The following is a 12516-nucleotide window of genomic DNA, read 5'->3' on the forward strand; positions in this document are numbered from 1 at the left end:
AACAGCTTTTGCATCGACAAGTGCGGATAGCACCATGCCCATTGTATGTAAAAATTTGTTTGATTTCATTTTGTTCATCATGCGTATCCGCTCCTTTTCGAATTGTTGTTGCCCTGCTTTATGTCTTAATTATAGGAAATATGATCGCCTGCAACTATCGAATTAGCTTACGGGAGACTTACATTTTTGTAAGAAAAAAAGACATTCATGTAAGAATGTCTTTTAAAGCATATTGATATGATGATGCTCTTCAATTGTTTTTAAAAAGCTACGCATTGAATTCGTCATATAACTATCTTTACGGCGTATGAAAACCGTTGAAATACTACCATATTTTTCAGGGATTGCATGACAATGTACTTTACCAGCTTTAGAAAGATGGTGGACAGCAGACTGTGGTACGAGTGTAATTCCAAGGCCGAGTGCAACACTGTTTAATATCGTTTCTAATATATTAAATTCCATAATTCTTTTTGGGAGCAAACCTTCATCTTTAAGCCATCGTTCTAGTTTGGAACGGTATCCACATCCTTGGTTAAAAACGAGTAGGGGCGTTGTTGTAAATTCTTCTATATGAAAAGCTTTATTTTGTGTTACAAGCATTAATTTTTCTGTACTAACATCGTATTGTTCAATTAGTGGGTGTTTAATAGGCCCTGATATAAAGGCACCATCTAATTGATGATCAAGTACTTCTCTAATCAATGCTTCTGTTAGACCCGCTTGTAATGATAAATCGACATTCGGATAGCGTTTATAGTAAGAAGATAAAATGGTAGGTAATGTACTTACTGTTTCGACTGTACCGATTTTTAATATGCCAGAGGGAGTTTCACTATCTAAAAATACTTGTTTTAGCTCGTCAACATCTTGCAAAATTTTATTAACATAAACGAGCATTTTTCTTCCTTCAGCTGTTAAAGTCATGCCTCGTTTATGACGATAAAAGAGCGGTGTTTTTAGTTCGTTCTCTAGTTGTTTAATACGCGCGGTGACATTTGATTGTACATAGTTTAATTCCTTTGCTGCGCTACTTACACTGCCTTGTTCGGCAACGCTTTGGAAGATTTGTAAGTCTCTTAATTCCATTTTATGCTCCTCCTTGATGTTAACTATCATTATAAGTGATAGTTAACATCATTTTGAATCATTTTACGTGATATATTTTTTCTTTTACAATTCTCTTTGTGCAAATAGAAAGAAGTGGGGGATTGTGGTGAAAAAAGGTCAAATGATAATAGGGGCTTTAGCGTGTTTAATTGCAAGTATGTCGTGGGGAGCAATGTTTCCGGTTGCTGATCATGCGCTAGAATACATAGATCCATTTTATTTTTCGCTTATTCGCTATGGAGCGGTGGCAATCGTACTGATTGTATTGTTGTTAATGAAAGAAGGAAAACAGGCATTTCGTTTAGAGGGAAGAGGAAAGTTACTCGTCTTTTTCGGAACGATGGCGTTTACTGTATATAATGTACTTATATTTTTAGGTCAAATGTTAATGGGAAAATCAGGTGTGATGGTAGCCTCCATTATGGAAGCACTGATGCCGATGATTTCTATTTGTATTCTATGGGGATATAAGCATGTAAAACCGAAAAAGTATATGATAACGAGCATGATTATCGCTTTTGTAGGGGCTGTATTCGTTATTACGAAAGGTGATATGAGTTTCTTTTTAACATTGAAAGATAACATGTTTTCGCTGGCCTTTATATTTGTTGGGGTTGTAGGTTGGGTTATTTATACGATGGGTGGTCAAACGTGTAGCGATTGGTCAACATTACGTTATTCTACGTTGACGTGTGTATTCGGTACGACTGTCACAGGGATTATAACTGTAATCATTACATCGTTTGGATACGTATCGGTTCCGAGTATGGGAACGATTTCTATCGTGAAATATGATTTATTGTTTATGATGACATTACCAGGTATCGTAGCGTTACTTGCTTGGAACTATGGTGTGAAAATTTTATCGTCCATTAATGGGATTTTATTTATTAATTTTGTACCAATCACGACTTTGGTTATTATGATGATGCAAGGATATCGAATAACAATGTTTGATATTATAGGGACTTTACTTGTTATTGCAGCACTTATTCGCAATAACGTTTGTCAGAGAAAAGAAGAAAATATAAACAAGCGAAGTTTACAAGAAGAGCAATTACGTCAAGCTGTTTAATAGGCAATTGGAGGATTTCACATGTTAGAAAGTTTATTGTTTTTCTTCGCCGTCGGGGTTGCCTGCGAGCTTGCAGCAATTAACCGAAATGGTCGTAAAAAGATAAAACAACAAGCTGAGCTGATACAGCTTTTAAAAGAATTGAAAGAAAGAAAAATGTAAAAAGACGACCGGGCATAGACGGTCGTCTTTTTCTATATAAAGGGGAAAGGGGACACAAAGTTATACAAGCGTAGCAGCGTAAATAAAAGCAGTAAGAAGAAGAGAGCCACTAGCTAATCCTAAAAAATCTAATTTGTTAAAAGTGATGTTATTCATGATGCATTATCCTTACTTGTTTAATGTAGAAGCAACAGATTTTGCATCGATTAGAGCGGAAAATACCATGCCCACTGTATCTGAAAAATTGTTTGATTTCATTTTGTTCATCATATGAATCCGCTCCTTTTCGAATAGTTGTTGTTTCTTTCTGACTTAATTGTATGAAATATTTGGGGAAGTAACTATCGAATTAGCTTACAAGAAAATTACACTTTTGTAAGAATTGAAATGTAACAATTAATACTTAAAATTATTACCAACTCCTAAAACTTAGTGTTATAATCGTTATAAGAAAATGATTATAATTCGGATATTCAGAAAGGAACGAAACAAATGTATAAACCAATTACATTTTTGTTGAAATATATATTTAAAACAGCTGGGAAAGTAGAAGTGCAAGGAAGAGAAAAGTTACCAGAAGGTGGCCCATATGTTGTTGCATGTACACATACAAGTTTTATGGATGTATTAATGTTAGCCACAGGGATGTACCCGACCCAAATTCATTACATGGCAAAAAAAGAGTTATTTGAAGGGAAGTTCAAAAATTGGTTCTTTAAAAATGTGAATGCATTCCCTGTAGATCGTGCGAATCCAGGACCGAGTACACTCAAAATTCCGTCACGCCTATTAAAAGAAGGGAAAGTAGTAGGGATTTTTCCGAGTGGGACACGATCAACAGAAGACGTTTCATTAAAAGCTGGGGCTGTTACGATTGCATTGCGTTCTAATGTCCCGTTAGTACCGGCAGCTTATGTTGGTCCATCAAGTGTAAAAGAATTAATAAAAGGGAAAAAGGCACAATTAATTTTTGGCGACCCAATTCAAATTGATGCTGAAGAACAAATAGATCGAAAGACAGCTATGAAAATGATGACAGATCAATTAAATGAGAAGTTTGATGAGCTAAAGGAAACTTTGCAATCAAATCAAAAGTAAGAAAAGACGACCGGGCATAGACGGTCGTCTTTTCTATTACTATTTATAATAAAGGGGAAAGGGGACACAAAAGTTATACAAGCGTAGCGGCGTAAATAAAAGCAGTAAGAAGAAGAGAGCCACTAGCTAGTCCTAAAAAATCTAATTTGTTAAAAGTGATGTTATTCATGATGCATTCTCCTTACTTGTTTAATGTAGAAGCAACAGCTTTAGCATCGATTAGAGCGGAAAATACCATGCCCATTGTATTTAAAAAATTGTTTGATTTCATTTTGTTCATCATATGAATCCGCTCCCTTTCGAATAGTTGTTGTCCTGTTTCTGACTTAATTGTATGAAATATTGAGGAGAGTAACTATCGAATTAGCTTACAGGAAAATTACACTTTTGTAAGAAAAACGAATGAAGGTGTAATGATGAGAAAGTTTGACATATGTTCGTGGAATTCATTAAGTTAAAAGTAGAGGTGAGTGTATGGCCAATATTAAAGATATTGCAAAGATGGCGGGAGTTTCAGTTACAACTGTTTCGAGAGTGTTGAATGATCACCCATATGTAAGTGAAGAAAAAAGGAGAGCGGTTATGGAGATAGTTGAGAAGTTGAATTACTCACAAAACGCAAATGCCGTTCATTTATCAAAAGGGAAAACGAATATTGTTGGTGTAATTTTACCGTATATTAATCATCCATGTTTTGATGCGATGGTGGGCGGGATGATGGAGGTGGCGTTAGCTCATAATTACAGAGTGCTACTTTGCCAAACGAATTATAATAAAAAAGAAGAAATGAAAAGTTTACATATGTTAAAAACAAAACAATTGGATGGCCTTATTATTTGTTCTCGTGCGAATGATTGGGAAACGATAGAGCCGTATGCTTCCTATGGGACAATCGTTGCTTGTGAAGATAATGATATTTCAAATATCTCAAGTGTATATACGAATCATTCGGCAGCTTTTCAATTAGGAATGGATTATTTGATTGAGAAAAGTTATAAAAAAATTGGTTATTGTACGGGGAGGAAATTAGGTCCGAGTAGTCAAAAGCGTTTTGATGTTTATAAACAGCAATTGCAATCTATAGATGAAGAAGTGAATGAAGAATGGATTTTTACAGAATGTTTTACATTAGAAGATGGTGTGAAAGTGGCTCATAAATTAAAGGGGATGCAGCATCTTCCCGAAGCATTAATAGTAGCAGGAGATGAAGTTGCGATTGGGGTTATGACAGAAGCTGAAAAATTAGGTATTCAAGTTCCTGAGGATTTAGCGATTATTGGCTTTGATAATCAACCTATTTCGCAAGTGTTACAACTTACAACCATTGATCAAAATTTAAAGGAGATAGGTAAAAAGGCTTTTGAAATATTTTATAGGCAAATAAGTGGTGAGAGTTCTAAACAAGAAAAGGTGGAAATTCCATACGAACTTGTGGAACGCTCTACTGTTTAGTTTTAATCCGTTATGTGTAAATTGCATAACGGATTATTTTTTTGAAATATCTTTGACAGGAAACGCGTTTCATACTTTATAAAGGAGTTACACCGGTCTGTAATAATCCATGGATTCTTTTCAAGAATAGTATTTGGAGGGATATGCATGAATGAACTTTTATTGAGTATGAAAAAGCATATAGAGGATGATGAAAAGATTTTGGCTTTTGTCGTAGGGATATTTGAGAAGGATAATTTTACGCTATCGTATCAACAAGGGATTTTTGCTGCTACTACTAGACGTCTTCTCTTTTATGGGAAATTTCCATACTATCCTGCAACATTTAAAGATTATTCATATTTGCATATAGATAGCATAGATTTTCGTCCGCATTTCGAATGTACTTGTAATCATGAAACCATTCGAGCTAAGTATATTCAGAAGGGGAATGTGGAGCGATTTGTCCGTACAGTTAGAGCGAATATGAATAATTAATCACCCCTTTGTTTAAACATAATATCCCGATCTGTAAGAGTAAAAATGCGCAATAAAAACAACTTCTAAACCTCTAGGAGATAGTGATACAATGTCAAATGGGGGGAGGTATGAACTATGGTTAATCAACGTATAAAGGAAATAACACTAATTACAATTGGTTCATTATTATTCGCAATTGGTATTAATTACTTTGCAATTCCAAACCGTTTATCAGAGGGTGGAATTATTGGTTTAACGGTTGTTACGTACTATTTATTTGATTGGTCACCGGGGATTGTAAACTTTGCTATAAATGCAATTTTACTAGCTATTGGTTATAAATTTTTTGATAAGAAAACGATGGTTTATACAATTTTAGGGATTGTAGAAACATCCTTGTTTTTATATGTTACGGAACATATTGAGTATCATGTAAATAGTGATACGTTATTAGCAGCTCTATTCGCTGGCTTATTTGTCGGTGTCGGATTAGGCTGTATGTTCAAAGCTGGAGGTACATCAGGAGGATCGGCAATTTTAGCTCGGTTAGCCAATCAATATTTAGGGTGGAGCGTTGGTAAAGGCGTACTTATTATTGATATTGTGGTAATTGCTGGTTCTGTATTTATAATAGGGCAAGAAAAAGCAATGTACACACTTGTTGCAGTATTCATCGGAGCGAAAGTGATTGATTTCATTGTAGAAGGAATGGATACAAAAACAGCTGTTACAATCATTTCAAATCAACCGGATTTAATCCGTGAAACTATTACGAAAAACATGACACGCGGTGTCACTGTATTAGAAGGACGCGGCGGATATACTGGTAAAAATAAAGAAGTGTTATATGTTGTTATAAATAAACAAGAGCTTGTTAAGTTAAAGCAGGTTATTAGTCGAGTAGATGAAGATGCTTTCGTTGTTATTCATGATGTACGCGATGTACTTGGCGGTGGCTTTAAAGCGAGCTAAAAGGTGAACGAGTAAATTCGTTCACCTTTTTTAATTCTTACAATAATGTAAGTGTAATGTAATGAGATTCAATAGTAGATTTTATTCCTTCTTTTTAAAATGGATGTATATATATCCTGCAGAGGAGGAAGATTGATTATGAAGAAAAAAATGATCACTACTATAATAGCGATGATAGTGATAGTAGTAATGTTACTGCCTACGAAACTTGGACCAGTTATCGATAAATATAATCCATTTTATAAGACGAAAGAATACTATACGGTCGTGAATACAATTGGTCAGCATATTGGTGATGAGTGGTATGAATATGAATTTATTGCATTTGACGAACGTGGAAGAGAACAAAAAATAAAGAAGACTGTTAAGCATATGTTAAAGAGAGATGAAGCGTTAAAGGTGTATGCAAAAGGACGCTACGGAGAGGCGATTGAAGAAATTGAAGCTGTAAATATTCCTATTAATGCGAAGAGTAAACTTTTAACGATGAGATAGCAGATTATACCCCCACCTATTTTTTGTCGAAAATAAAAATACTAGGTAGGGGTATTTTAGGGTTCATGAAAGAGCCTTAGTCAATATGGACTAAGGCTCTTTTTGTTATATAAAGGGGAAGGGGGTACATTGTAGTAGCATGAGTGAAAGGTATAAGAAGAGTAGCTACTAGCAATGTAATTTGGTTATGTGAGTGTTCTTCTTATTTGGCTTGCTTTCTAACTTTAGTGTACGAGATATAGGTAAGAGAAACTATCGAATTACATTACACATAGCTTACAAACATGTAAGTCTTCTGTAATGTAATTCGATGGTTAAAAGATAGTGAATTTCATATAGTGTAATTAGAAAGTCTCACTGTATTACTTTCTGTTTGTAATATTAATGAAGAATGAAAAACCAACTACTTTTTAATAGCCCTCATCTGTATTTAGATGAGGCTCTTTTTATAAACCTTACAACATTGTAAGGTTTACGTAAGTTAATTCGATAGTAAATTTGTCATATTTTTTGCATAATAGATAAAATAATTAGGGATATAGTAAGAAGGGAGAAAATTGGGATGCGTAAAGAAGAAGTAGTGAAGTTTCCAATTAAAGATTTCTGTAGCTACTTTACTGTTGCCGTAGTATGTATTGGATTATTTGATATCATAACAAACTTAATTGTTAAATAATATAGATGATAAAACAAGAAGGGAGATCCTTTCTTGTTTTTTTTATGGGGGAATAAAGATGAAATGGATTGATAGTCATATACATGTTGACCAATATAAGGATGAAGAAAAAAGTAGATTACTTAAAGATGTGGAACATAGTAAAGAGATACAGGGGCTTATCGCGGTATCTATGAATTATCAATCATGTAAAGAAACTTTATCTTTAGCAAAGCGATATCCTTTTGTACATCCAGCAATAGGTTTTCATCCGGAGCAACCGATTCATAAAGAAGAATGTGAGCAAATTTATAAATTAATTGAAGAGCATGTAGAAGACATAGTTGCGATTGGTGAAGTAGGCTTACCGTATTATTTAAGAAAAGAAGATGAGCGTATTGCTATCAAATCATATATATCAGTGTTACAACGATTTGTTGAACTAGCTAGTAAATATGATTTACCCATTATATTGCATGCAGTGTATGAAGATGCTGATATTGTATGTGATTTACTAGAGAAATATAAAGTTTCACGTGCACACTTTCATTGGTTTAAAGGAAGTGAAACAACAATGAAACGGATGATGAGGAACGGTTATTATATTTCTATCACACCAGATGTTGTACATAAGGACAAAATTAGAAAAATTGTTTCGTATTATCCACTTGAATATATGATGGTAGAAACAGATGGACCGTGGGAATTTCACGAGGATGTTATGACGCATCCGAGAATGATTCGAGAGGTATTAAAGGAAATTAGTGTTATAAAAAACGTATCTGTTAATAAGGTTGCGAAAACGATATATGAAAATACGATTCAATTTTATTTGAAAGGATAGGAGCGTTACTCTTATCCTTTTTATTATGAAAATAATCAATGGGTTATTAATAACATGCCACGTTTTAGTTTAAGTTAAAAAACCACCAAGCAAAATGCTTGGTGGTTTTGTATTAAGATTCTAATTTTTTCCCACGTCTTAATAACAATAGAAAGACAATGATGAAGAAACCAAGTATAAGGAAGAATCCATATTGTTTTATATAATCCATTACATCGCTTGCGCTTGTTGGTTTTTCAACGTGAATGCCGTCTTTATTAGTAGTAATATGAATATCTTGCATTTTCACTTCATTTGCTTCTTTTTGTAAATCAATCCATTCTATATTTGGAATGCTTTCTAGATCCTTTAATACTTCTTTTAATGGTTTCACACCTAAGTAAGGATGATAGAATGCACCAATAACTCCATCGGATAATTTAGCAACAGATACAGCACGTTCTTTCATCTTTGCAATAGCATGTGGCTTATCTTCTTCAATAAAGCCAACTGTTTCAGGCATTAATTTCATTCCGTGTAAAAATGATGGGGTACTTGTATAGAATGGTGAGTGCATGGATTTCCAAGTTGTATCACTTAACTGTAGTTGTCCTACATAAGTTGAAAAGTACCTTGATAATATTTCATATCCTTTTTGAGACATCGTGTAATGAGGTGCTTCAAATGCGACAGGATATAGTTTGGCATCTACAAGTTCTTGAATACCTTTTTCAATATGATCAGTCGTATACTTTTCTTCAAACTCTTCCCCTTTTTTTACATATGCATTATATGCTTCGACATTAGGGAAGTCATCTTTTGTTTTTGGTTTTTCATGCTTCGGTTGACGAATTGGTTGATCTGTTTTTACGTCCCAAAATTCAAAACCTTCCCCAGTTTCACTATCATAAAATTGATGCGTATAACCATGCATAATAATTGCTGCACCATCATCTTGCATAGAGCGTAAAAGATCGACTAGTTCGGGTTTATCCTTTAAATGCAGTGTTTTACCTGTATCTGGATCTGTATATACAGGAATAACAGTGATCATGTAAGGAATCTTTTTCTCTTTTAGTAATTCAGCAATTTCTTTTAATTGATTTGTATCTGCGGCTGGATGAACGTCCTCAAGACGTAAATAAGCCTCTACTTTATTTGTCGTTGGCTTTTGTCCAAAGTAAGAAAATAACATTTCGCCGACATAATGAGACATCCAGTCAAAGAGATTTGACGTTGCAACGTAATAAGATGTTTCGTGCCGAACGATTAGTGGGCTCTTGCTATTTGAGCTTAAAGCGTTAGCAAGAACAGTTCCGTTTGTATCAAAAGATTGAACCAATCGTTCCTCTTCTAAAGTGTTTTTAAGCTTATGGCTTGGATATTCGATTTTATTAACTCGTATATCATCAGCCTTTAGGGTAATGAAAGAAAAGCGATGAGATAATTGTTCAACATTTTGTCCTAAAACTAATACTGGGCCTGAGAAATTTTCTAGAAGTTGCTTTGTTTCAATAGGAAACTCTTCTTTTTGTTCACCGATATAAACAATATGTGTATAAGAAGATGAATTAGTAATTTCATTAGCCTTTTTTAAACTTTTCGTAGTTATATCGTTTGTAAAATGTCCTAATTGGGTATTAAGAATTTGAATATTATTTGTAATTTTATCGTCTTTTGTACTGTATAAAACAAGTACTTTTGGTTTTGATGATGTTTGTGCAGAGGTGTGGATAGGGATAAGTAGTAAAATGCTGAACAAGAGTATTATGCACTTTTTCATTTGGTCTGCTCCTATTCTATATGTAGAGTTCAATTTACAATTATATACAAGAAATACGTTGTAGTCTATGAAAGTTACATTTTTGCACGTATTTACCAGCTGTTTTTTCACAAAATCGGTCTAAAGCATGATGATAATATATATAGTTATTTGCTATGATAAAAGGGTAAGAGAATGATAGAATGTGGGTAATTGTAAAGGGAAGAAGGCTGAAAGGGGACAAATTTCAGCGGAGAAAGAGGTAGTGGTAGTGAAGAAATTCTTTGTGGGATTTTTAGTTGTTCTTGGGGTGTACTTATATTTCCAAGGAAAGTCTGAAGGAATGGGCAAGTTAGTGAATGAGACAAGCTATGTTGACTCAGAAGAAGCAAAACAAATGAAACAAATTATTATAGAGGAAGCAAAGAAAGTCAATCTTCCAGAATGGATACCTCTTACAATTGCCGAACATGAAAGCCGGTTAAATCCAAGAAGTGTTGGAGATAACGGAACTTCATTCGGATTGTTTCAATTGCACCGTGGCGGCGGGCTTGCACCAGACCATTTAACTGATGAAGAGTTGAAAGATCCGCGCGCAAATGCGCAAATTGCAATGCCACATTTAATGAAAGGGTATAAGCGCGGGGTGCAAAAAGGTTTGACGGATTTTGAATTACTAAAATATGTAGCAAATACATCTGGATGGCCAGGGAATCTGGGTCCAGAGTGGACGGATAATAACATGAAGTATAACATCGGCTTAGAAGATGTGTACTATCGAAATAAAGGTGTAATCAAAGAGTAGGTTTTCTATACCTACTCTGTTTTTTTATGAATAATTGCATCTTTTTCGCTCGTGAAGTACGCCGCTAGTTGTATTTTTACGTCTTCTAGTTTTGTAGAAACTTGCGGTATTTTATATCCTACATACAATGGTGAAACGACGAACCTAGGAACAACTTTACAAATGATTTTTCCGTTTAAGTAATAGAAGAATAAGTTATAACTACTACATCCTTTATGGAAATCTGTCAGTATGTAACGTACAGTTTGCTGAATATAATTTGCTAGTTCATCTATGCACCCGATATCTTCAATGATGATATTAAATTCAGTAAAACCGATAATAGGACGATCTGAAATATTGAGTTCAATGCGTTCGTTTTTTTGTACAATGACTCCTCGGAAGTTGTCCTGTTCTACGTTACCGAGATAGTCTACATATTTCATTCCGATAATCTGCATGTGTGCATGATGCAAACTCCCGCCTGAGAATGGACCGTGATTTTTGTATAAAATCACAGATGTGAATTCTTCATTCTTCTGTAAGTCTAACCAATGTTTAATGGAGAAACGAATTAGCGATCTTATATGTTCTTCTGTATATGTCGCAATGTGGTCTTTACAATTATCGGTTTCGATTAGCACCGTTTGAAATGTATCTTTTAATGTAGGGAATTTGTTTTTTAGCCAAATAATTGAGCCCTCAGTTGCTAAAATATCCGTTAAATTTTCTCTGTCACAAAAAGGACATGCAGCGCTTCTATTCCGAATGCTTTCTGGTTTTTGTTTGCCAATATCGTTTAAAAAGTATAGTTGTTGTGTATCCATTTGTATATATGCCCCTTTAAAATATGTGTAAAAATCCCGCTTAATACATTTGGGAAAAGGAGAAGGAAATCCTTTAAAAGGAATAGGAAAAATAAAAGACAAGATATCCTCATTACAATAGGGTACCTTGTCTTTTATTTTTTCTTTAATAATGTGTATGGATAATATAAATCATTTTTATTAGGTTTCTTTTTTCTATTTTTTATTGTGTATAAGGCAATTGCTGTACTTGCGATTACAATAATGGCTTTCTTCATATTCATTTACCCCTTTTTTATTGTTGGTTTAATTCTTGGCTAACTGCTTTTGCATCAACTAGAGCATGTAAAATCATTTTTACCATGTTCATCATATTCCTTCACTCCTTTTTATAGTTCATTTAGTTCTTTTACAACTGCTTGTCCGTTCACTAATACCTCAAAGATTGCTTTTACGATTTCTTTCATCATGATCGTTTCCTCCTTTTGTTTGGCTCTCTTGTTTACATCTTTATTGTATAGGGAGGCATCTTTTCGTACTATCGCTTTCCATTACGTGAACATAACAGTTTTGTAAGATTTGATGTCACTTATTGAAATGTTTAGTCTATCTTCATTATTTTCAGAAAAATGACTATTCAAACATGAAATGGGAAAGTATAATAAAGAAGTAAGTATTAAATTCCGTACGAAAGAGGTGAATGAGATGAAACGTTCTTTAGCTGCACGTGCCAAATTTTTAGATTATATCTATTTTTGTCGTGCGATTTTTCATGATGTAGTTGTTAACGGGATACGTCTGTCCTTTTTTAACAATTGCATAGTAGCTATTGAACGATAGAAATCTCTTCACCCATTTTTAAT

The 12516-nt window shown here is 34.1% G+C and carries 16 protein-coding genes; 10 read left to right on the plus strand and 6 right to left on the minus strand.

Features of this window, described 5'->3' with window-relative positions:
* Window positions 1-222: 222 nt before the first annotated feature.
* Window positions 223-1089: a LysR family transcriptional regulator gene (locus JDS99_RS14700; RefSeq protein WP_046960213.1), complete on the minus strand. Its 867-nt coding sequence runs from the start codon at window positions 1087-1089 to the stop codon at window positions 223-225.
* Between the two features lie 127 nt (window positions 1090-1216).
* Between JDS99_RS14700 and JDS99_RS14705 the strand changes: the two genes are divergently transcribed.
* Both JDS99_RS14705 and JDS99_RS14710 read left to right on the plus strand, forming a co-directional pair.
* Window positions 1217-2185: a DMT family transporter gene (locus JDS99_RS14705; RefSeq protein ID WP_048542927.1), complete on the plus strand. Its 969-nt coding sequence runs from the start codon at window positions 1217-1219 to the stop codon at window positions 2183-2185.
* 21 nt (window positions 2186-2206) lie between these two features.
* The gene (locus JDS99_RS14710; RefSeq protein ID WP_000894064.1) at window positions 2207-2347 is read left to right on the plus strand and encodes a YrzO family protein; all 141 of its coding nucleotides are present in this window, start codon (window positions 2207-2209) and stop codon (window positions 2345-2347) included.
* A 60-nt stretch (window positions 2348-2407) separates the two neighbouring features.
* On the opposite strand, the gene JDS99_RS14715 is transcribed toward JDS99_RS14710, so the two are convergent.
* Window positions 2408-2503: a DUF3948 family protein gene (locus JDS99_RS14715; RefSeq protein ID WP_001060007.1), complete on the minus strand. Its 96-nt coding sequence runs from the start codon at window positions 2501-2503 to the stop codon at window positions 2408-2410.
* A gap of 336 nt (window positions 2504-2839) precedes the next feature.
* Here JDS99_RS14715 and JDS99_RS14720 point away from each other — a divergent pair, with 336 nt between their 5' ends.
* Window positions 2840-3445: a lysophospholipid acyltransferase family protein gene (locus JDS99_RS14720; protein WP_000277788.1), complete on the plus strand. Its 606-nt coding sequence runs from the start codon at window positions 2840-2842 to the stop codon at window positions 3443-3445.
* 73 nt (window positions 3446-3518) lie between these two features.
* Here JDS99_RS14720 and JDS99_RS14725 read toward each other — a convergent pair whose 3' ends face one another.
* Complete coding sequence (locus JDS99_RS14725) at window positions 3519-3614, minus strand: DUF3948 family protein (RefSeq protein WP_001060007.1); 96 nt, start codon at window positions 3612-3614, stop codon at window positions 3519-3521.
* Window positions 3615-3919: 305 nt separating this feature from the next.
* Here JDS99_RS14725 and JDS99_RS14730 point away from each other — a divergent pair, with 305 nt between their 5' ends.
* From JDS99_RS14730 to JDS99_RS14750, 5 genes are all read left to right on the plus strand, one after another.
* Window positions 3920-4897 (plus strand): LacI family DNA-binding transcriptional regulator, encoded by a 978-nt coding sequence (locus JDS99_RS14730; RefSeq protein WP_199695284.1) that lies wholly within the window; start codon window positions 3920-3922, stop codon window positions 4895-4897.
* Window positions 4898-5044: 147 nt separating this feature from the next.
* On the plus strand, window positions 5045-5374 hold the full coding sequence (locus JDS99_RS14735; RefSeq protein WP_060486406.1) for a PH domain-containing protein: 330 nt from the start codon (window positions 5045-5047) through the stop codon (window positions 5372-5374).
* 117 nt (window positions 5375-5491) lie between these two features.
* The gene (locus JDS99_RS14740) at window positions 5492-6328 is read left to right on the plus strand and encodes a YitT family protein (protein ID WP_000248044.1); all 837 of its coding nucleotides are present in this window, start codon (window positions 5492-5494) and stop codon (window positions 6326-6328) included.
* A 138-nt stretch (window positions 6329-6466) separates the two neighbouring features.
* Window positions 6467-6823 carry a YxeA family protein gene (locus JDS99_RS14745; RefSeq protein WP_098134913.1) on the plus strand — a complete coding sequence of 119 codons (357 nt, stop codon included), beginning with the start codon at window positions 6467-6469 and terminating at the stop codon, window positions 6821-6823.
* A 734-nt stretch (window positions 6824-7557) separates the two neighbouring features.
* Window positions 7558-8322 (plus strand): TatD family hydrolase, encoded by a 765-nt coding sequence (locus JDS99_RS14750; RefSeq protein WP_199695285.1) that lies wholly within the window; start codon window positions 7558-7560, stop codon window positions 8320-8322.
* Between the two features lie 112 nt (window positions 8323-8434).
* On the opposite strand, the gene JDS99_RS14755 is transcribed toward JDS99_RS14750, so the two are convergent.
* A complete protein-coding gene (locus JDS99_RS14755; protein ID WP_199695286.1) occupies window positions 8435-10084 on the minus strand; it encodes a DUF2334 domain-containing protein in 1650 nt (549 codons plus the stop codon).
* 250 nt (window positions 10085-10334) lie between these two features.
* Between JDS99_RS14755 and JDS99_RS14760 the strand changes: the two genes are divergently transcribed.
* A complete protein-coding gene (locus tag JDS99_RS14760; protein WP_199695287.1) occupies window positions 10335-10868 on the plus strand; it encodes a transglycosylase SLT domain-containing protein in 534 nt (177 codons plus the stop codon).
* Between the two features lie 11 nt (window positions 10869-10879).
* On the opposite strand, the gene JDS99_RS14765 is transcribed toward JDS99_RS14760, so the two are convergent.
* Together JDS99_RS14765 and JDS99_RS14770 are read right to left on the minus strand one after the other, a co-directional pair.
* On the minus strand, window positions 10880-11674 hold the full coding sequence (locus tag JDS99_RS14765) for a DUF4931 domain-containing protein (RefSeq protein ID WP_242475737.1): 795 nt from the start codon (window positions 11672-11674) through the stop codon (window positions 10880-10882).
* Between the two features lie 134 nt (window positions 11675-11808).
* Window positions 11809-11937 (minus strand): spore coat protein B, encoded by a 129-nt coding sequence (locus tag JDS99_RS14770; protein WP_141555521.1) that lies wholly within the window; start codon window positions 11935-11937, stop codon window positions 11809-11811.
* 421 nt (window positions 11938-12358) lie between these two features.
* Here JDS99_RS14770 and JDS99_RS14775 point away from each other — a divergent pair, with 421 nt between their 5' ends.
* A complete protein-coding gene (locus JDS99_RS14775) occupies window positions 12359-12493 on the plus strand; it encodes an RAxF-45 family protein (RefSeq protein WP_046956655.1) in 135 nt (44 codons plus the stop codon).
* The last annotated feature ends 23 nt before the right edge of the window (window positions 12494-12516 follow it).

The organism is Bacillus cereus group sp. N6 (genome assembly GCF_016483705.1).
Taxonomy (GTDB): Bacteria; Bacillota; Bacilli; order Bacillales; family Bacillaceae_G; genus Bacillus_A; species Bacillus_A wiedmannii.

What these genes read in the sequence shown, in the direction of transcription:
- JDS99_RS14700 (WP_046960213.1), bottom strand. Translation starts at nt 1,089, where the DNA reads ATGGAATTAAGAGACTTACAAATCTTCCAAAGCGTTGCCGAACAAGGC.
- JDS99_RS14710 (WP_000894064.1), top strand. Translation starts at nt 2,207, where the DNA reads ATGTTAGAAAGTTTATTGTTTTTCTTCGCCGTCGGGGTTGCCTGCGAG.
- JDS99_RS14715 (WP_001060007.1), bottom strand. Translation starts at nt 2,503, where the DNA reads ATGAATAACATCACTTTTAACAAATTAGATTTTTTAGGATTAGCTAGT.
- JDS99_RS14720 (WP_000277788.1), top strand. Translation starts at nt 2,840, where the DNA reads ATGTATAAACCAATTACATTTTTGTTGAAATATATATTTAAAACAGCT.
- JDS99_RS14725 (WP_001060007.1), bottom strand. Translation starts at nt 3,614, where the DNA reads ATGAATAACATCACTTTTAACAAATTAGATTTTTTAGGACTAGCTAGT.
- JDS99_RS14730 (WP_199695284.1), top strand. Translation starts at nt 3,920, where the DNA reads ATGGCCAATATTAAAGATATTGCAAAGATGGCGGGAGTTTCAGTTACA.
- JDS99_RS14735 (WP_060486406.1), top strand. Translation starts at nt 5,045, where the DNA reads ATGAATGAACTTTTATTGAGTATGAAAAAGCATATAGAGGATGATGAA.
- JDS99_RS14740 (WP_000248044.1), top strand. Translation starts at nt 5,492, where the DNA reads ATGGTTAATCAACGTATAAAGGAAATAACACTAATTACAATTGGTTCA.
- JDS99_RS14745 (WP_098134913.1), top strand. Translation starts at nt 6,467, where the DNA reads ATGAAGAAAAAAATGATCACTACTATAATAGCGATGATAGTGATAGTA.
- JDS99_RS14750 (WP_199695285.1), top strand. Translation starts at nt 7,558, where the DNA reads ATGAAATGGATTGATAGTCATATACATGTTGACCAATATAAGGATGAA.
- JDS99_RS14755 (WP_199695286.1), bottom strand. Translation starts at nt 10,084, where the DNA reads ATGAAAAAGTGCATAATACTCTTGTTCAGCATTTTACTACTTATCCCT.
- JDS99_RS14765 (WP_242475737.1), bottom strand. Translation starts at nt 11,674, where the DNA reads ATGGATACACAACAACTATACTTTTTAAACGATATTGGCAAACAAAAA.
- JDS99_RS14770 (WP_141555521.1), bottom strand. Translation starts at nt 11,937, where the DNA reads ATGAATATGAAGAAAGCCATTATTGTAATCGCAAGTACAGCAATTGCC.
- JDS99_RS14775 (WP_046956655.1), top strand. Translation starts at nt 12,359, where the DNA reads ATGAAACGTTCTTTAGCTGCACGTGCCAAATTTTTAGATTATATCTAT.